15 protein-coding genes and 1 pseudogene are annotated in these 17,092 nt (G+C 63.0%); 9 read left to right on the forward strand and 7 right to left on the reverse strand.

What is annotated here, in order from left to right; translation table 11 throughout:
- From PLD_RS05915 to PLD_RS05925, 3 genes are all read left to right on the forward strand, one after another.
- The gene (locus PLD_RS05915) at nt 1–1,611 is read left to right on the forward strand and encodes an ABC transporter ATP-binding protein (protein ID WP_159890742.1); all 1,611 of its coding nucleotides are present in this window, start codon (nt 1–3) and stop codon (nt 1,609–1,611) included.
- A 22-nt stretch (nt 1,612–1,633) separates the two neighbouring features.
- Nucleotides 1,634–2,428, forward strand: a complete 795-nt coding sequence (gene fabI / locus PLD_RS05920; RefSeq protein WP_159890744.1) for an enoyl-ACP reductase FabI — start codon at nt 1,634–1,636, stop codon at nt 2,426–2,428.
- 439 nt (nt 2,429–2,867) lie between these two features.
- Nucleotides 2,868–3,629, forward strand: coding sequence for a hypothetical protein (locus PLD_RS05925; RefSeq protein WP_256674556.1), 762 nt, complete (start codon nt 2,868–2,870; stop codon nt 3,627–3,629).
- On the opposite strand, the gene PLD_RS05930 is transcribed toward PLD_RS05925, so the two are convergent.
- From PLD_RS05930 to PLD_RS05940, 3 genes are all read right to left on the reverse strand, one after another.
- The gene (locus PLD_RS05930) at nt 3,514–4,482 is read right to left on the reverse strand and encodes a diguanylate cyclase (protein WP_159890746.1); all 969 of its coding nucleotides are present in this window, start codon (nt 4,480–4,482) and stop codon (nt 3,514–3,516) included. The two genes, PLD_RS05925 and PLD_RS05930, sit on opposite strands and share 116 nt — an antisense overlap.
- A gap of 92 nt (nt 4,483–4,574) precedes the next feature.
- The gene (locus PLD_RS05935) at nt 4,575–5,747 is read right to left on the reverse strand and encodes an NnrS family protein (RefSeq protein ID WP_159890748.1); all 1,173 of its coding nucleotides are present in this window, start codon (nt 5,745–5,747) and stop codon (nt 4,575–4,577) included.
- Nucleotides 5,748–6,284: 537 nt separating this feature from the next.
- Complete coding sequence (locus PLD_RS05940; protein WP_159890751.1) at nt 6,285–8,372, reverse strand: EAL domain-containing protein; 2,088 nt, start codon at nt 8,370–8,372, stop codon at nt 6,285–6,287.
- Nucleotides 8,373–8,783: 411 nt separating this feature from the next.
- Here PLD_RS05940 and PLD_RS05945 point away from each other — a divergent pair.
- From PLD_RS05945 to PLD_RS05955, 3 genes and pseudogenes are all read left to right on the forward strand, one after another.
- Nucleotides 8,784–9,092 (forward strand): annotated as a pseudogene (locus PLD_RS05945) (TonB-dependent siderophore receptor); the annotation flags it as partial.
- An 83-nt stretch (nt 9,093–9,175) separates the two neighbouring features.
- The gene (locus tag PLD_RS05950) at nt 9,176–9,679 is read left to right on the forward strand and encodes a VOC family protein (protein ID WP_159890753.1); all 504 of its coding nucleotides are present in this window, start codon (nt 9,176–9,178) and stop codon (nt 9,677–9,679) included.
- A gap of 36 nt (nt 9,680–9,715) precedes the next feature.
- Nucleotides 9,716–10,549, forward strand: a complete 834-nt coding sequence (locus PLD_RS05955) for an AraC family transcriptional regulator (protein ID WP_159890755.1) — start codon at nt 9,716–9,718, stop codon at nt 10,547–10,549.
- Here PLD_RS05955 and PLD_RS05960 read toward each other — a convergent pair.
- From PLD_RS05960 to PLD_RS05975, 4 genes are all read right to left on the reverse strand, one after another.
- Nucleotides 10,546–11,130 carry a LysE family translocator gene (locus PLD_RS05960; RefSeq protein ID WP_159890757.1) on the reverse strand — a complete coding sequence of 195 codons (585 nt, stop codon included), beginning with the start codon at nt 11,128–11,130 and terminating at the stop codon, nt 10,546–10,548. The two genes, PLD_RS05955 and PLD_RS05960, sit on opposite strands and share 4 nt — an antisense overlap.
- 89 nt (nt 11,131–11,219) lie before the next feature.
- On the reverse strand, nt 11,220–11,552 hold the full coding sequence (locus PLD_RS05965) for a DUF6388 family protein (RefSeq protein WP_159890759.1): 333 nt from the start codon (nt 11,550–11,552) through the stop codon (nt 11,220–11,222).
- A 55-nt stretch (nt 11,553–11,607) separates the two neighbouring features.
- Entirely contained in the window at nt 11,608–12,540 is a 933-nt protein-coding gene (locus PLD_RS05970) for a chemotaxis protein CheV (RefSeq protein ID WP_159890761.1), read from the reverse strand.
- Nucleotides 12,541–12,608: 68 nt separating this feature from the next.
- The gene (locus PLD_RS05975) at nt 12,609–14,174 is read right to left on the reverse strand and encodes a PAS domain-containing methyl-accepting chemotaxis protein (RefSeq protein WP_159890763.1); all 1,566 of its coding nucleotides are present in this window, start codon (nt 14,172–14,174) and stop codon (nt 12,609–12,611) included.
- Nucleotides 14,175–14,841: 667 nt separating this feature from the next.
- On the opposite strand from PLD_RS05975, the gene PLD_RS05980 reads away from it, so the two are divergent.
- The 3 genes from PLD_RS05980 (at nt 14,842) to PLD_RS05990 (ending at nt 16,762) form a co-directional block, all read left to right on the forward strand.
- Complete coding sequence (locus PLD_RS05980; RefSeq protein WP_159890765.1) at nt 14,842–15,381, forward strand: DUF3455 domain-containing protein; 540 nt, start codon at nt 14,842–14,844, stop codon at nt 15,379–15,381.
- A 107-nt stretch (nt 15,382–15,488) separates the two neighbouring features.
- A complete protein-coding gene (locus PLD_RS05985) occupies nt 15,489–16,046 on the forward strand; it encodes a sigma-70 family RNA polymerase sigma factor (protein ID WP_371928934.1) in 558 nt (185 codons plus the stop codon).
- Nucleotides 16,043–16,762 carry an anti-sigma factor domain-containing protein gene (locus tag PLD_RS05990; RefSeq protein WP_159890767.1) on the forward strand — a complete coding sequence of 240 codons (720 nt, stop codon included), beginning with the start codon at nt 16,043–16,045 and terminating at the stop codon, nt 16,760–16,762. The genes PLD_RS05985 and PLD_RS05990 overlap by 4 nt, the downstream gene beginning before the upstream one ends.
- Nucleotides 16,763–17,092 lie beyond the last annotated feature (330 nt).

A 17,092-nucleotide genomic window follows, 5' to 3' on the forward strand; every position in this document is an offset into this window, starting at 1 on the left:
ATGACCCAGGACACCCTGATCGAAGTCCGCGACCTGGCGGTCGAGTTCGTCGCCGGCCAACAGCGCCAGCGCGTAGTGGAAGGCATCAGCTTCGACATCAAGCGCGGTGAAACCCTGGCCCTGGTGGGGGAAAGCGGCTCCGGCAAATCGGTGACCGCCCACTCGATCCTGCGCCTCTTGCCCTACCCTCTGGCCCAGCACCCGTCTGGCAGCATCCACTACGCCGGGCACGACCTGCTGACCCTGAAGGAAAAGACCATTCGCCACATTCGCGGCAACCGCATCGCGATGATCTTCCAGGAGCCCATGACCTCACTGAACCCGCTACACAGCATCGAGAAGCAGATCAACGAGGTGTTGGGCATCCACAAGGGCCTGACCGGCAAGGTCGCCAGCAAGCGCACCCTGGATCTGCTGGAACTGGTGGGCATTCCCGAGCCGCACAAGCGCCTCAAGGCCCTGCCCCACGAGCTGTCCGGCGGCCAGCGGCAACGGGTGATGATCGCCATGGCCCTGGCCAACGAGCCGGAGCTGCTGATTGCCGACGAGCCGACCACGGCGCTCGACGTCACCGTGCAGTTGAAGATCCTCGAACTGCTCAAGGAACTGCAGGCGCGCCTGGGCATGGCCTTGCTGCTGATCAGCCACGATCTGAACCTGGTGCGGCGCATTGCCCATCGGGTCTGTGTCATGCAGAAGGGCCGCATCGTCGAACAGGCCTCTTGCGAGGAGCTGTTCCGCGCCCCGCAGCACCCCTACACCCGGGAACTGCTGGGTGCCGAGCCCAGCGGCCTGCCGGCTGCCAATGAAATCGGCCCGCCACTGCTGGAGGTGGACAACCTCAAGGTCTGGTTCCCGATCAAGAAGGGCCTGCTGCGCAGCACCGTGGATCACGTCAAGGCGGTGGACGGCATCCACTTCAGCCTGCCCCAGGGCCAGACCCTGGGCATCGTTGGCGAGAGTGGCTCGGGCAAGTCGACCCTGGGCCTGGCGATCCTGCGCCTGATCGCCAGCCAGGGCGGCATTCGTTTCGAAGGCCAGCAACTGGACAGCCTGACCCAGCAGCAAGTGCGGCCGCTGCGGCGGGAAATGCAGGTGGTGTTCCAGGACCCTTTCGGCAGCCTCAGCCCGCGCATGAGCGTGAGCCAGATCGTGGGCGAAGGCCTGCGCATCCACAAAATCGGCACCTGTGAGGAACAGGAGCAGGCGATTGTCGAGGCCCTCGAAGAGGTCGGCCTGGACCCACAAACCCGGCACCGTTATCCCCACGAATTCTCCGGTGGCCAGCGCCAGCGCATCGCCATCGCCCGAGCCCTGGTGCTCAAGCCGCGGCTGATCCTGCTGGACGAGCCGACTTCGGCCCTGGACCGCACCGTGCAGCGCCAGGTGGTGGAACTGCTGCGCAACCTGCAACGCAAGTACAACCTGACCTACCTGTTCATCAGCCACGACCTGGCGGTGGTCAAGGCCCTGAGCCACCAGTTGATGGTGATCAAGCACGGCCAGGTGGTGGAACAGGGTGACGCACGCAGCATCTTTGCCGTCCCACAACACCCCTACACACAGCAATTGCTGGAAGCCGCCTTCCTGGCTCCGGCAAGCGCCGAATAACCTGCAACAGGAGTAGCCACTTATGGGTTTTCTCGCTGGGAAGCGTGTCCTGATCGTCGGTGTCGCCAGCAAACTGTCGATCGCCTCCGGCATTGCCGCCGCCATGCACCGTGAAGGCGCCGAGCTGGCCTTCACGTATCAGAACCAAAAACTCAAGGGCCGGGTCGAGGAGTTCGCCGCCGGCTGGGGCTCCAGCGCCGAGCTGTGCTTCCCCTGCGACGTGGCCAGCGACGAACAGATCGCCCAGGTCTTCATCGAGTTGGGTAAACAATGGGACGGCCTGGACTGCATCGTCCACTCCGTGGGCTTCGCCCCCGGCGACCAGCTCGAAGGCGACTTCACCGACGCCACCACCCGCGAGGGCTTTCGCATCGCCCACGACATCAGCGCCTACAGCTTCGTGGCCCTGGCCAAGGCCGGCCGCGACATGATGAAGGGCCGCAACGGCAGCCTGCTGACCCTGTCCTACCTGGGCGCCGAACGCACCATGCCCAACTACAACGTGATGGGCATGGCCAAGGCCTCGCTGGAGGCCGGCGTGCGCTACCTGGCCGGTTCCCTGGGCCCGGAAGGCACCCGGGTCAACGCCGTCTCCGCCGGCCCGATCCGCACCCTGGCGGCTTCAGGGATCAAGAACTTCCGCAAGATGCTGGCGGCCAACGAAGCCCAGACACCCCTGCGGCGCAACGTCACCATCGAGGAAGTCGGCAACGCCGGCGCCTTCCTCTGCTCGGACCTGGCGTCCGGCATCAGTGGCGAAATCATGTACGTCGACGGTGGTTTCAACACCACCGCCATGGGCAATCTCGACGAGTGATTGCTGGCGGCGGCAAGGGCCCTCACGCCCTTGTCGCCGCCACGCAACGCCGCAACAAAACTCATCGGCCACAACGCGAAAACCTGCCGCTCACGGGTGCGCGATGCCAAACATCACGTGGAAAATGCAACCCTCGGGGCGCTCGCTGGCAAGGCGCAACATGAAGCGGCGCTACCTGCTGCTCATGATCTTTCTCGCCGGCTGCGAACAGCCTCAAGCCACAGCCCCCCAATAGCGCGGCGGACACCGTCGCCAGCCTTCACACTCCTCTGGGTGCAGCGGTTGACGGGGTCCTTGCCAACATCCCGGTACGCTTTAGCGCCAACGGCCTGGAGGCGGTCGACATGTGTTGGTATGAAGCACATCGCCAAGGCGCGCTCCTTGACCTGAGGCTCTCTCAGCCTGCGGGCACGCTTGAGCTGGATCAGGTGTCCGGGTTATGGCCGTTGAGGGCGAGGGCTCAAGACACGTCCAGGTCTTGAACATCGACCTGCGTGGCCTGCCGGACCACAGCACTGACCAGCAAAACCAGGCGTTTGTCTATCGCCTCCTCAAGACCTTGAAGAGTGGTGGGTGGCAAACCCACTACTTTCCTTCGGAGCCACGGATACCCGGCGCCCAATGGCACAAGCTCGACGGACAAGAGAGCCTGTTGGGCATGACCCCGCTCAGCCATCCACTGTTCGATGCCGGGCGTGAAATGAGCCTGAAGGAATGGCTCGGCGTCTCCACGTTCTACGACTGGTATCGCTATCAAGGCGACTTCATTGCCCATGTCCGGCCCCTGCGCTCCGACTCGAAAAGCGCGCCCTTGGAAACCGGTGTCTATCTGATCAGCCTAAACCTGATGTCGCTGGGCAGCTTCTGGGCAACCATTTTTGCCGAAGAACAACGAGCACACTGGAAAGCCCTGCTCCCGGCTCATTTGCAAGCCCTGCTGCAGCGGCGCTCGCAAGCGGAAACCCGAGCCAGGGCCGCCGGGGTGAACATCGAGCAAAGCTATGCCCATCGGCCGTCGAGCGCAGCCAGTCGCGGCCGGCATCCTTGGTTGACCGGCCCGCTCCAGGTGCTTGCCTGGTGCACCTTCAGTGGGTCTGCTTGCCGGCCTGTTTGTGCAGATACATGGCCTTGTCGGCATCAGCCAGCAGCGCTTCGATACCGGCGTGGCGCTTGGGGTCGTATTCGATCTGGCCGACGCTGAAGCAGATGTCGTAGCCGCGGTTCGGGGAAGCGTTGCGCTCATCGAGGACCTCCCGCAGACGCGCCATGACCGCCGACGTCTCGAGGCTATCGGCCCCCGTCAGCAGAGCCACGAACTCATCGCCGCCCAGGCGGCCGATCACATCACTCTCGCGAAAGGCAATACGCAGCGCATCGGCAAAGGTCTTCAAGGCGCCGTCCCCTTCGGCATGACCGTAGCTGTCGTTGATCTGCTTGAAGTCATCAAGATCGAAAAACAGCAGGGTCACCGGCTTGTGCAAGCGCTTGCACGCCTTCAGGGCATGCCGGGCCAGGGCCTCGAAGCCGCGCCGATTGGACAGCAGGGTCATCTCGTCCATGCTGGCCATCTGCACGGCCGCCAGCTCCTGCTCGGCCATGCGCGCCAGGTCCCGCAGCAGGGCACGCTCTTCGTCATCCAGGTCCCGGGGTTGGGTATCGATCAGGCACAGAGTGCCCAGCCTGCTGCCATTGGGCACGCTCAGGGGGCAGCCGGCGTAGAAGCGAATCCGCGGTTCGCCGGTGACCAGCGGGTTGTCCTGGAAACGCTCGTCCCGTTCGGCGTCGCGGACCATGAGGATCTGGTCATCAAGGATCGCGTGGCCACAAAACGACATGTCCCGGGGCGTCTGGCTGGCCTCCAGCCCCACGGCCGACTTGAACCACTGGCGATCGCTGTCCACCAGGCTGATCAGGGCAATGGGCACATTGAACAGGCGCCTGGCCAGCCGGGTCACCCGATCGAAACGCTCCTCCGGCAAAGTGTCGAGCACATTCAGTTCGCGCAGGGTCTGAACTCGCAAGGCCTCATCGTTGGGTTTGCTGGGATACAACATCGCGGACTCCATTCGCGGCTAAGACCGCAAGCGTAGACCAGTTTCACCCGTCCCCCTTGGCGAGGCGACTCGCCCCCCTCGATCGCAACCGGTCACAGCCGCGCCGTCAGCAGGATCCGTCCGTAGCCGCCGACGAACAGGGCAAACGCCAAGGCGCCCAGCAACGCCGATAACCCCAGGCCCAGGCTGCTGAACGGCACCAGCAGCACCCGGCACAGCGCCGCCAGGAACAGCAAGGCAAAAGCGCCGACCATGGCCCGGGTGACCTGCAGCGGCCGGCCGCTATGGCCCAGGCTGACCCGGGCAATCATCGCCAACACCAACCCGCCAAGGCCGCCTAGCGCCAGGGCGTGGGTCGCCAGGCTCTGCGGCGGCCAGCCGCACAGATGCCACAGCGCCATGCCCAGGGTGGCCAGCGCCAGCCACAGGTAGCCCAGGTACAGCGACCACAGCAGCGGCAGCCGCCACACGCCCGCTTGATGCCAACGCCACAAGCGCCACAGATGCAGGGCCGCCAACAGGGCAAACAACGGCGCCAGCCAGGGCCGTGGCGCATCTCCGCCGCCCAGGGCCATGGAGACTGCCGCCAGCAGGCTGCCCAGCAGCAACAAGCGGGTGGGCCAGGGCGAAGTCGGCCCCGCCGGCGGCCGATTGAGCCCACGCTGGATGAAGAACGGAATGACCCGACCGCCGATCACCGTCATCAGGGTCGCCACCAGCCACAGCGCCCCCAGCTCGCCGTGGCGCTGCCAGAGTTCCTGCGACGCCAGCAGACCCGCCAGGGTCTGCCCCTGAAACAGCGTCAACAGGGCCAGGATCAGCACCACGGGGTAGTTGTCACGCTTGCCCGCACGCCACAATTCATGCCCCACCACTGCGACCAGCGCCGGCATGAAGGCCAGTTGCAGCACCAGGAACAACGGCGCCGGCAGCGCCAGCCACCAGGCCAGCCGCGCCAGCAGCCAGAGCAGCCACAACAGGATCAACGGCGTGCGACTGAATGGCGGGCGTCCAGTCCAGTTGGCCACCGCCGTCAGCAGGAACCCGGCGATGATCGCCACGGCAAAGCCGAACAGCATCTCGTGCCGATGCCACGCCAGCATGCCGCCCAACGGCTGGCGGCCGCTCCAGACGCCGTGCAGCCACAGCCCCCAGCCCATCAGGGCAATACAGGCAAACACCGCACCTGCTAAGAAAAACGGCCGAAAGCCCAGGCTCCACAGCGGCTGCGCGGCCCATTGCCGCCAACGTTCAGGCACCGACACAGGCATCCCTCCCCTGGTGCGGAACAGGCAACGGCGAATTGCAATGACGGATCATGCTCAGAACTCCTTGGCCAATCAGCGATGCATCAGCACCATCACATTTCATGCCAAGGCTGCTGCCCGGTAAAACCGCGCCTGCCGACTGACCGGAGTCTTTATGACTCGGACAAAACCAGGTCATAAAGACCACAAACAAGTCAGTTTGACTCTGCCTTCCAGGCTGCGCTTGTCCGCCCAAGGACATAGATTGGCCCCCTCTTGCCGCTCCCCTGGCCCACAAGGATGTCCCCAGCGCCCGCCCCACAAAGCCTGTCGCGCCTGTTGCCGGATCTGCCCTGGCAGTTGAGCGCCCTGCCGATACCGATGTTCGTGTCACCTTTCCGGCACCGTCCCTGGCGCTGGCCGAGTTGCTCGGCCCGCCCCTCCAGACCCTGGCGCCCCATCAGTGCCTGTGGCTGCTCGCCGCCGACGCGCACCTGGCAGGCCTTGCCGCGTCCCGACCATCCGGCGTTCCCCCCAACAGCCTGAAGCCGCGCCTCAGTTCTCGCTGGCGGCCAGGGCACTGTGCGCCCGCTGGCTGACAAAACCGGGGATCTGCTCCCCCGGCAGGGACTTGCTGTAGTACCAGCCCTGAATGATCAGCTCCGAGCTCGATTGCAGAAAGTCCAGTTGCTCGCGGGTTTCCACCCCTTCCACCACCACCTTGAGCTTGAGGGTCTCGCAAAAGCGCAACAGACCGTTGAGCACCTGGGCGCCCTTGGGCTCGCGCTGGGCCAGGACGAAGCTGCGGTCGATCTTGATCCCGTCCACCGGAAACTGGTGCAGGTAGCTCAAGGCGGAAAAACCGGTGCCGAAGTCATCGATGTAGACCCGCGCGCCCAGGGCATGCAGCTTGCCGATCCATTGCTGGGTCAGCAGCGCATCGCCCACCAGCGCGTCCTCGGTGATCTCCACCGAAACCTGACCCTGGGCCCTGGCGAGAATCTCCAGCAGACGCCGACCATGCTCCACCGAAGCCAGGGTGGCACTGGAGATATTGATGGTGATGGGCAGTTGGAAGCCGATATTGCTCCAGGCCAGGTGCTGGCGCACCGCCTGGGAGGCGACCCAGAAATCCACCTCGGGCATCAGCCCGGCCTGCCCCAGCCATTGCAACAGCTCCCAGGGCGACTGCACCGCCCCCTCGCCATCCCGGGCGCGGATCAGCGCCTCGCAGCCGGTGCACAGGCCACTGTCCTTGGCCACCTGAGGCTGGTACTCCAGGTGAAAGTCGTAGCCGCTCAGTTGCTGGATCCGCGCCAGTTGCAGGGACTGCTGCGCGGCCTGTCGGTAGGCCGCCACCATCGGGTCCAGTTCGAACAGCCTGCCGCGCTCCTCCAGGCCACGGAAGGTGGTGTCGAAAGTTTTCAGGTAGACCTGCCCGGCGCCTTCGCCCTGGCGCTGGATACTGCGCACATAAGGCAGGTAGATCAGGGTGCCGATCCCCAGCAACAGCAGTTGCAGAAGCACCGCGCCCCAGTCGCCCTGGGTGCTCAGGTAAGCATTGAGCAGCACCGGTGAGGTAAAGGGCACGCTGACCAGGGCCGGGCTGACCCAGCCCAGTTGCACCACCAGCAGGGCCAGGCAGGCATTGACCATGGGCACCAGCATGAACGGCACCAGCAGGCGCGGATTGAGGATGATCGGCAGGCCGAACAGCAGCAGTTCGTTGACGTTGAACAGCGACAGCGCCAGGCTCGCCATGGCCAGCAGGCGCATGGAACGATTGCGGGAAAAGCCGAGGATCGCCAGCACCAGGGCCAGGGATCCGCCGGAACCGCCGATGAAGGCGAAACAGCCCAGCAAGCCACTGTTGAGGGCATAGCGCAGGGGCTCTCCGGCGGCATGATCGGCGGCATTGAGCGCCACCGCCTGATCCAGCACCTCGATCAAGGGCTGCATGGCGTAGGTGCCGTGGATGCCGAAGAACCACAGCAGGGAATTGGTCGAGGTCAGGAGAATCGCTTTGAGGTAGGGATGATCCAGGCTGTCGATGTCGAACGGGCGCGGGATGTAGGCAAAGTCGTGGACCTGTAACAGCAGTTGCAGCACCGCCACCAGCGCCAGGCAGGTCAGCCCCCCCGGCAGCACCATATTGATGGTGCCCTTGAGGTTGTGCCCCACCAGGCCTTCGTCCACCAGCCGGGTCCAGCGTCGGCGGTGCAGCCAGGCCATGGTCGGGACATTGACCAGGGGCGAGGCGATGGCGATGAACAGCACCAAGGTCGCCGCCGCCAGCGGATAGTCCCGCAGCAGGTAGATGGCGATCACCACATGGGCCAGGCAGAGAAAGGCCACCGGCAGTCGGGGCAGGCGGTGCTGGATCGCCAGCATGTAGCCGATGGACGCCGCCACCAGCAGGGGAATGATCGAACTGATGCGCTGGTGCAGCCCGGTCAGCAAGTCCACCAGGGAGCCGGGGGCGCCCAGGGCCTGGGCGCATTGCGCGAGGATCAGGAACAGTGCCGAAACCAGCAGGCAAGGCAATAGCCAGAGCAGGCCTTCGCGAATCGAGCGCAACGACTCGGCGCCCGCCAGTAACGCCAGGCGGTGGGTGAAAAACAGCTTGAACCCCAGTTGCCGCATCGGCCTCTCCCCCTCTGCCACCGCACGTCCGTCCCCTGCAGACGGCCCCCGCCACAGCCGCCCAGCGTCTGGCGGCGCCGTGGAGCAAACAGGGGGTGCAGGCGAAGATACCACTGTAGAAACCCTGGTCGGCAAGCACTCGATGGCACTGCCTTGAGTGTTTTATCGCCCCTGTGTCGCCAGCCTTGAGCCCGAAGCCGCGCCGTTGTGCCGGGCCGCATCCCGGCACAACGGCGAATCAATATCATTTGCAGCGTACCAGGGGTTTGGGGGTCGTCACGATCGATTCGTATTGGCAGCGCCGCCCGCCACCGGACCACACCCTTGCCTTCCACGCTGCCCGCCAGCCCCGCTCTGGTCCATAACCTCTATGACGCTCATCACCCCTGGCTCTATGAATTGTTGCGGCGCCGCCTGAACCACACCTGGGACCGCCTGACCCTGGGCGGCGGGGTCAACTGGCAGAGCCGATTCTTCGGCAGGGTCTACCCGCCCGATCCGAACGATGCGGTCAATGACGGGCATGACTCGCGCATCGTCCAGGACGGCGACTTCCTGGTGGACGCCATGGCCCGCTAGCAGTTCAACCAGCACCTATGCTCGACCCTGAACGTGAAGAACCTCTTCGACAAGCAGTACCACACCGGCATCGGCAACTTCGGCACCGGTTTCTATGGCGAACCGCGCAGCCTGCAACTGGCCACCCGCTGGGACTTCTGAGCACGCCGATCCACGGTCGCGCTGCCCGGCAGCGGGTTGACTACGCTTGAGCCAGCGTGATCAACCCGCAGAGGACCGACGCCATGCTACGTATCCAGACCATCACCCCGTGCCTGTGGTTCGACCACCAGGCACACGAGGCGGCACAGTTCTACTGCTCGGTCTTCGAACAATCGCACATCACCCACATCAGCCACTACGGCAAGGCCGGCTTCGACATTCACAGGCGCCCCGAGGGCTCGGTGATGAGCGTGCTGTTCGAGCTCGACGGCCAGGGTTTCACCGCCCTCAACGGTGGCCCGCTGTTCACCTTCAATGAAGCCATCTCCCTGCAAGTGCATTGCCGCAGCCAGACCGAGTTGGATCACTACTGGAACGCCCTGGGTTTTGGCGGCCCGCCAGAGGCGCAGCAATGCGGCTGGCTCAAGGACCGCTTCGGGCTGTCCTGGCAGATCGTGCCGCAGTGCCTCACGCCGATGATCTGCGACCCCGACCCAGCCCGTTCGCAACGGGTGATGCAGGCCCTGCTGGGGATGAAAAAACTCGATATCGCGACGCTGCAGCGCGCCTTCGACGGCCAGAGCTAATACAATCGCGCCAGCTTTCGCAGACGGACAACCTCAATGAAGCCTGCCCTCACCGCCGACCAGGAACCGCAGTTCTGGCGCGACCCTGCCCTGCCGTTCATCGAAGCCCGCTCCATCGCCGATGGCCGCAAGGTCTGCTACAGCCGCCATGCCCACCAACAGTTCTCCATCGGCAGCATCACCGCGGGTGTCAGCACCTACCTCAGCGGCCACTCGCAGTGGCGGGTCAGCCGCGGCACCGTGGTGCTGATGAACCCGGGGGTGGTGCACGCCTGCAACCCGATCGACGATCAACCCTGGTCCTATCGCATGCTGTATGTCGACACACCCTGGCTGACCGCCCTGCAGCACGACCTGGGTTTTTGCGCCGAACTGGGCTTTCGTCCGTTTCGCGAGACCCACAGCCGCGACCCGCAGCTGTTCGCCGAACTGGAGCAGTTGTACCGGACCCTGGTGGCCGCCGAAGCCGAGCCGCTGCTCAAGCACAGCGCCGTGGTGAGTTTTTTCAGCGACCTGCAGCAGCGCCTGAACCCCACCGAGGCGCCGGCCCGGGGCGACAACCGCAAACTGCAGGAAGCCGCCGACTACATCCGCCAGCATTGCACCCAGGCCCTGAGCCTGGAAGACCTGTGCCAGGCGGCGCAGCTGTCACCGTCCTACCTGATCCGCGCCTTCAAGCAGCAGTTCGGCATGCCGCCCCACGCCTATCTGGTGAACCAGCGGGTGCAGTTCGCCCAGACCCGCCTGCGCAGCGGGGCGCCGATCGCCGAGGTGGCACTGGAGGCCGGCTTTGCCGATCAGGCGCATTTCCAGCGCGCCTTCAAACAGCACTTGGCGGCCACGCCCGGTCAGTACCGCGGCCAGCGCTAGAACAGCAGATAAGCCGCGCTGGCAGCCAGCAACGCCGCCATGCTGCGGTTGAACAGGCGCACCCCCGGCGGATGACTCAGGTAGTGCCGCAGGCAACTGCCGACATAAGCCCAGCAGGCAATCGACAGGTAGCAGATCACCAGATACACCACGGTAAACAGCCACACCTGGCGCAGCTCGCCGTCGGCGGCAAAGGCCCCCATGCCGGCCACGCAGGCCAGCCACGCCTTGGGGTTGAGCCACTGCATCAGCGCGCCATACCAGGCCGAAGGTGCCCGCGCTTGACCCTGGGTGTCGAGCCGGCCATCGTCGCTGGCCAGTTTCCAGGCCATGAACAGCAGGAAGGCCACGCCAAACAGGCGAATGCCCTGGGTCAGGATCGGCCACTGGCGCAGCAGTTCGTGCAGCCCCAGGCCGATCAGCACCAGCAACCCGACGAAGCCCAGGGTGGCTCCGGTCACATGGCGCAAGCTGGTCCTGAAGCCGAACCGTGCGCCACTGCTGAGGGCGACGATATTCACCGGCCCGGGGGTAATGGATGCCGCCAGGGCAAACGCCGCCATGGAAAACACTATGCTCATCTCTTGCCTCTCGTGTCTGGGTGGAATCAACCGCAGGACACGTTAGGCAAGCGCGCGGCGCGCGTATTGAAGAAAACCACCCTCTGCGCCTAAGGCTGCAGCTGATTCAGGTCGCAATACTGCTCCCACTCCATATCGACCATTTCGGCAATTTCCCGATGCACACTGAGGGTCATCCGGTTCAGTTCCTGAGGCGTTCGAGCAATGAAAGACAACGCCAATTCCCAAGTGCCCATGCCCCGCACGCGGGCTTCCTCGTCAAACAGGCGACTGACGTACTGGATTTGCAGATCGCTTAACTCCGCAGGCTGCCAGCCATGACCCGACGGCTGCCCCAGTTCCAACTGTTCAACCAGTTCCGGACGTTCGGAAAGGTAAAGCATCAACGCTTGCTGATAGCTAAGTTCAGAGATCGCCATCATTCATACTCCAATCTTGTTGTTGCCGGCTCCCAGGTTTGTGCTCAAGGCCTTCGGCTCACGCCGGCGTCAGGCTGGCAATCCGCTCCACCACACGCCCGGCCAGATCGTCTGGACGAAACTTGGCGAGAAAATCATCGGCGCCGACCTTCTTCACCATGGCCTGGTTGAAGGCCCCGGACAGCGAGGTATGCAGCACGATGTAGAACGGCCGCATGCGCGGGTCATTGCGCACTTCGGCGGTGAGGGTATAACCATCCATCTCCGGCATCTCGATGTCGGAGATCATCATCAGAAACTCCTCCTCGGGTTTCTTGCCCTCATCCAGCAGGGCCCGCAGGTACTCCAAGGCCTGGCGCCCGTCGTTCAGCGACACCACCTCCACCCCGACGCTCTCCAGGCAACGAGTGACCTGCTTGCGCGCCACGGCCGAGTCATCCACTGTCAGCACCCGCCAATGAGCCGCGGCGGCACGGGCTTGCGCCGGAATCACGCCCTGGGAGATTTCCTCACTGACCGGTGACACTTCCGCCAGGACCTTCTCGACATCAATGATCTCCACCAATTGTTCGGCGACCCGGGTCACCGCTGTCAGGTAGTTGTCCAAACCACTGCCTTTGGGCGGCGGATGAATTTCCTCCCAGTTCAGGTTGACGATATGTTCCACCTCACTGACCAGAAAACCCTGAGTCTTGTTGTTGTATTCAGTGATGATGACGTAGGCCGCTTCTTTGTCCTCAACCCCTGGCAGCCCAGTGGCCAAGGCCAGATCAAGTATCGGAATAGAGCTGCCGCGTATTGTCGCCACGCCACACACCACCGCATGGGACTTGGGCAGCAAGTTTAACTTGGGACACTTGAGAACCTCTCGCACTTTAAATACGTTGATGCCATACAACTGCGACTCATTAAAACGGAATAATAATAATTCCAAACGGTTCTGCCCGGCCAACTGCGTTCGACTATTAACCGTCTCCATCACACTGGACATACGCACTCCCACACTGATCAATCAGATCAACCGGCTATAAATTAAGAGTTGCTGATTGCCGCTGGCGATCAACTATTAAATCGCATGACCAGGGCATTAAGTTCGTGGGCGGTGGATTCAAGATCGCCCCCCACCGACGATGAATGCACGGCAATGTCCGCGTTTTGATCCGATACCCGGGCAATGTTGGTGATTTGCTGGGAAATTTCTTCGGCCACATGAGCTTGCTGCTCCGAAGCGGCCGCCATCTGTTGGCTCATCTGATGAATGCGCTCCACCGCCGAGTTGATCCCGTTCAGCGCGTCCTGAGTGCTGATCACCTGGGCCACGCCGGAGCGCGCCTCGATGCTGCCCTGACGAGCCACTTCGACGGCTTGGGAGGCCACTTCCTGCAAGGTAACGATGATCCGCTGAATGCTCTGGGTGGATTCCTGGGTCTTGGACGCCAAGGCCCGCACCTCGTCGGCCACCACCGCAAAACCACGACCTTGCTCGCCGGCCCGGGCGGCCTCGATGGCGGCATTGAGCGCCAGCAGATTGGTCTGCTCGGCGATCGAGCGGATCATGTTCGCCGCCTGCTGGATGGACTGGGTTTCCTGGGCCAGGCCTTCCACCGATTGACTGACCGCATCCACGGTGTCGGCAAGCTTTTCGATCACCGCGCGGGTTTTCTGCGCCTCGTCGGAGCCCACCTGGGTCAGGTTGTTGACCTGATCGGCCGCCGACGCGGTGTCGTGGATATGCACCGACACTTCAGAAATCGACGAAGCCATCTGGTTCATCGCGGTGGCCGCCATGTCGGCTTCGTCCCGCTGCTTACCCAGCACCAACTCCGCCTGGGCCGACAGGCTCTTACTGGTGGAAGCCAGCGACGCCGCCTGGTTGGCGTAATCCCCCAGGCGACTGAGGGCAGTGCGGATTTTTGCCGACTCGCTGATCAGGATCATCTGCAACTGCGCCGCGAGACCCTGTTCATCGGTGTAGGTTCGGGCAATCAGTTCACTGTCGAAGCTGCCCAGGGACACCGAACTGATGCGCCCCAGCATCTGCCGTGTGCGGTAGGCGGCATAGGCTTGCACCGCGAAATAACCAGACACCGCCGCCCCCAGCGCGGCCCAAGGCCCGCCCAGCCAATAGGCCGTCGCGCTGACGGCCAGGCCCAGCAGCGGCGGCAAGGCGAACGCACAGACCGTGGCCACCCGGTGACGCCACGGCAAAGCCAGGTTATCGCTGCGCATGCGCTGATACAGCTGGGTAGCCCGCTCCACCTGTTCACGCTCGGGCTTGACCCGGACCGATTCGTAGCCCGCAATCACGCCCTTGCTGAAGATCGGCGTAACGTAGGCGTTGACCCAGTAGTGGTCGCCGTTATTGCAGCGATTCTTGACGATGCCCATCCAGCTCTTACCGTCTTTGAGGTAGGACCACATGTGGGCGAACACCGCTTCGGGCATGTCCGGATGACGCACAATGTTATGCGGGCTGCCGATCAGTTGTTCTCGGCTGAAACCACTGACCGCGACAAATTCATCGTTGCAGTAAGTGATCTTGCCGCGAACATCAGTGGCTGAAATAAGCCGTTGCTCTGTAGGGAAAACCAATTCACGCTGAGTCACCGGGAGATTGTTTTTCAACTGAAAAACCTCGCAGAAAAATAATTAATTGCCATTCATTATCAAATAACAACTTTCGCATCCTGCGATAACCCGAAGACTTCCTCTGCCACCTGCAGAACTTTCCGGAGCCAAAACAATTATTACAAATGGCCACCACGCATCCAGTCGACTTAAGTCTAGATTCAAGCCGTAATAACGTTGTGAAAAATTTATCAAACCCCGCCACTTAAATCGCGAACAGAAAAAGACCCTGACCCGAATCAACGCTTAGTCAGATAATAAAAAGCAAGCTTTTCAATTACTGAGAAGCATTCTTTAAAGCGCACTTTTTCTCACTGGTAAAATCCACGTTGTGAATAGGCTACACACACTCATCAAACACTGATCGTTCAACAGGCACAGATGTTTTCGCCAAACCTTCAATACGAATCAAGCCCCATAGATCGCTCTCGCACAGCCACGGCAGCATTGCGCACCAACACAGGCTGCCTGGATCGCCCACTGGACGCGCCACGGCAGTGCACCTGACGGCTCATGTGGACGGCACTCAGCACCGCTGACCTGCCGCCGCCTGAAACCTGCCATCACTTTATTTTGCCCACGCTGCATCCAGATCCTGCTCTGGCGGGTAGTACTCATAGCAGCCCATAAAACTGCTGAGTCGATCCCTCAATGGAGAATCACCATGCACGCTAAACAACGCTTTCTCTGCCTCAGCGCAACCTTCGCCATCACTTGCCTGGGCGCCCTGCCTGGGGTGCAGGCACAGAGCATGCTTCCTGAAAACATCAAAGTGCCGGACGGGCACAAAGTGGCCCTGGAAACCGTCGGCACCGGTGAAATCATCTACGAATGCCGAGACAAGGCGAATGCCCCGGGCCAGACCGAGTGGTCCTTCGTCGGTCCCAAAGTGTTGCTCAGCGATCGCAGCGGCAAAGCGGTGGGCGACTACTTTGGTCCACCGGCCACCTGGCAGGCCAAGGACGGTTCGAAAATCACCGGCACCCAGGTGGCCGTGGCGCCCTCCGGCGCGGGCAACCTGCCCTATCAGTTGGTCAAGGCCAACCCGGCCGAAGGCAAAGGCTTGATGAGCGGCATCAGCTACGTCCAGCGCGTGGCCCTCAAGGGTGGCGTGGCGCCCAGCAATGCCTGTACTGCAGCCAATAAAGGCACGCGCCAAACCGTGAAGTATCAGGCTGACTATATTTTCTGGGCGGCCCGTTAATCAGGGCGAAAAAGCCCCGCCCCAGACGGAGGGAACGGGTCTATGCTGCTGACAGCCACTGCGTCGATCCGCTCGCAGTGGCCGTCATTTATCGCGAGTAGATGCCTTTGTCCTTACCCGAATCGCTGTTTGACTACAACGGCTGCATCGCCGCCTGTGCCCGGGGTGAACGTGAGGCGCTGGAGGCGCTGTATCGCGAGGAAGGCGCTCGCTTGCTCGGCGTCGCCAAACGGCTGGTCCGCGATACCGCCTTGGCCGAAGACATTGTGCATGACGCCTTTCTCAGAATCTGGCAAGGCGCCAGCAGCTTCGACCCCCAGCGCGGCAACGCTCGCGGCTGGATGTTCAGCATCACCCGGCACCTGGCACTGAACTTTCTGCGACGCCATGGCCGTGAAGTGGCGATCGACGAACAGGACCCAAGGAGCCAGGTCCCCCTTGATGCCCTGCCTGACAGCGAGGCCCTTGGCCCGGCGCTGGCCGATGCCGGGCGGCTGCAGCATTGCTTGGGACAACTGCCCCCGCAACGCCGCGAGTGCCTGCTGCGCGCCTACCTGGATGGCTATTCACATATGGAAATCGCCACTCGGCTGGCCACTCCCTTGGGCACGGTCAAGGCCTGGATCAAGCGCAGTCTCGCCGCTTTACGGGAGTGCCTGGGATGAACAACCGCCCGACGGACGACGACAATCCTGAACGCCAGGCACTGGCCAGTGAGTACGTCCTGGGCACCCTGGACACCGAACAGCGCCAGCAGCTTGAACAACGCCTGCCTCAAGATGCCGCCTTGCGCGCGGCTGTGCAAAGCTGGGAACAGCGCCTGCACCCGCTGACAGCCCTGGCCGCGCCCTGCACGCCTTCGCCTTGGCTCTGGCGGCGGATCGAACGCAGCCTGGAACAACCGACCTCACAACAGCCAGTGACTGCCCGCAAGCCCGCTTCAGCCGGGCATCCATTGCTGCTGTGGCGCAGCCTCGCCACGGCCGGTCTGGCCGCCAGCCTCGTGCTGGGCAGCCTGTTACTGCTGCGTCCCAGCGCGCCCCCCGGCTACCTGGTGGTGCTGGTGGCGCCCCAGGACCAATCCCCCGGCTGGGTGGTGCAAGCCAGTGACACCCGGGAGCTGCAACTGATTCCGCTGGGCAGTCTGGAGATTCCGGCCGACAAGGCCCTGGAGTTCTGGACCAAGGCCGACGACTGGCAGAGCCCCGTTTCCCTGGGACTGGTCAAGCCCGGCGAGCCAGTGCGGGTGTCCCTTGATCGTCTGCCCCCCCTGCAGGTCAATCAGTTGTTCGAGCTGACCCTGGAAAGCCGCCAAGGGTCTGCCGTGGGCAGACCGACCGGTCCCGTGCAGTTCATTGGGCGCGCGGTAAAAACGCTGTAACGGTTGCCAGTGAAGGCTTTGATCTGGCTTGGCAAACGGCCATCGCATACACATATCCGCATGCCCACATGCCCACATGCATGTTTCCCATCCATGATTGACAAATCCCGCACCGGCTTTTAAAACTGTGCACCTGATTCCAGAGCCTGCACTGCCCATGTTCCCAGCACTTGCCCTCGACTATCGCGCCCTTGGCCTGTTCGCCAAGGCCGAAGCGTGCGTGGCGTGCAGCTCTAAATCGAAGAAACAGTCGCTCATGTGACCGGGGCGCTGTGTCCCGTCAGATGAGCTGACAGGACCTCAAGCGCTACGGACACCCTCCCCTTTGCT

Origin of the sequence: Pseudomonas sp. LD120 (assembly GCF_009861525.1) — a bacterium.
Lineage (GTDB): Bacteria > Pseudomonadota > Gammaproteobacteria > Pseudomonadales > Pseudomonadaceae > Aquipseudomonas.

Coding starts and splice junctions, on each gene's coding strand:
- PLD_RS05950 (WP_159890753.1), top strand. CDS start 9,176: ATGCTACGTATCCAGACCATCACCCCGTGCCTGTGGTTCGACCACCAG.
- PLD_RS05990 (WP_159890767.1), top strand. CDS start 16,043: ATGAACAACCGCCCGACGGACGACGACAATCCTGAACGCCAGGCACTG.
- PLD_RS05980 (WP_159890765.1), top strand. CDS start 14,842: ATGCACGCTAAACAACGCTTTCTCTGCCTCAGCGCAACCTTCGCCATC.
- PLD_RS05965 (WP_159890759.1), bottom strand. CDS start 11,552: ATGATGGCGATCTCTGAACTTAGCTATCAGCAAGCGTTGATGCTTTAC.
- PLD_RS05970 (WP_159890761.1), bottom strand. CDS start 12,540: ATGTCCAGTGTGATGGAGACGGTTAATAGTCGAACGCAGTTGGCCGGG.
- PLD_RS05955 (WP_159890755.1), top strand. CDS start 9,716: ATGAAGCCTGCCCTCACCGCCGACCAGGAACCGCAGTTCTGGCGCGAC.
- fabI (WP_159890744.1), top strand. CDS start 1,634: ATGGGTTTTCTCGCTGGGAAGCGTGTCCTGATCGTCGGTGTCGCCAGC.
- PLD_RS05925 (WP_256674556.1), top strand. CDS start 2,868: ATGGCCGTTGAGGGCGAGGGCTCAAGACACGTCCAGGTCTTGAACATC.
- PLD_RS05930 (WP_159890746.1), bottom strand. CDS start 4,482: ATGTTGTATCCCAGCAAACCCAACGATGAGGCCTTGCGAGTTCAGACC.
- PLD_RS05940 (WP_159890751.1), bottom strand. CDS start 8,372: ATGCGGCAACTGGGGTTCAAGCTGTTTTTCACCCACCGCCTGGCGTTA.
- PLD_RS05915 (WP_159890742.1), top strand. CDS start 1: ATGACCCAGGACACCCTGATCGAAGTCCGCGACCTGGCGGTCGAGTTC.
- PLD_RS05960 (WP_159890757.1), bottom strand. CDS start 11,130: ATGAGCATAGTGTTTTCCATGGCGGCGTTTGCCCTGGCGGCATCCATT.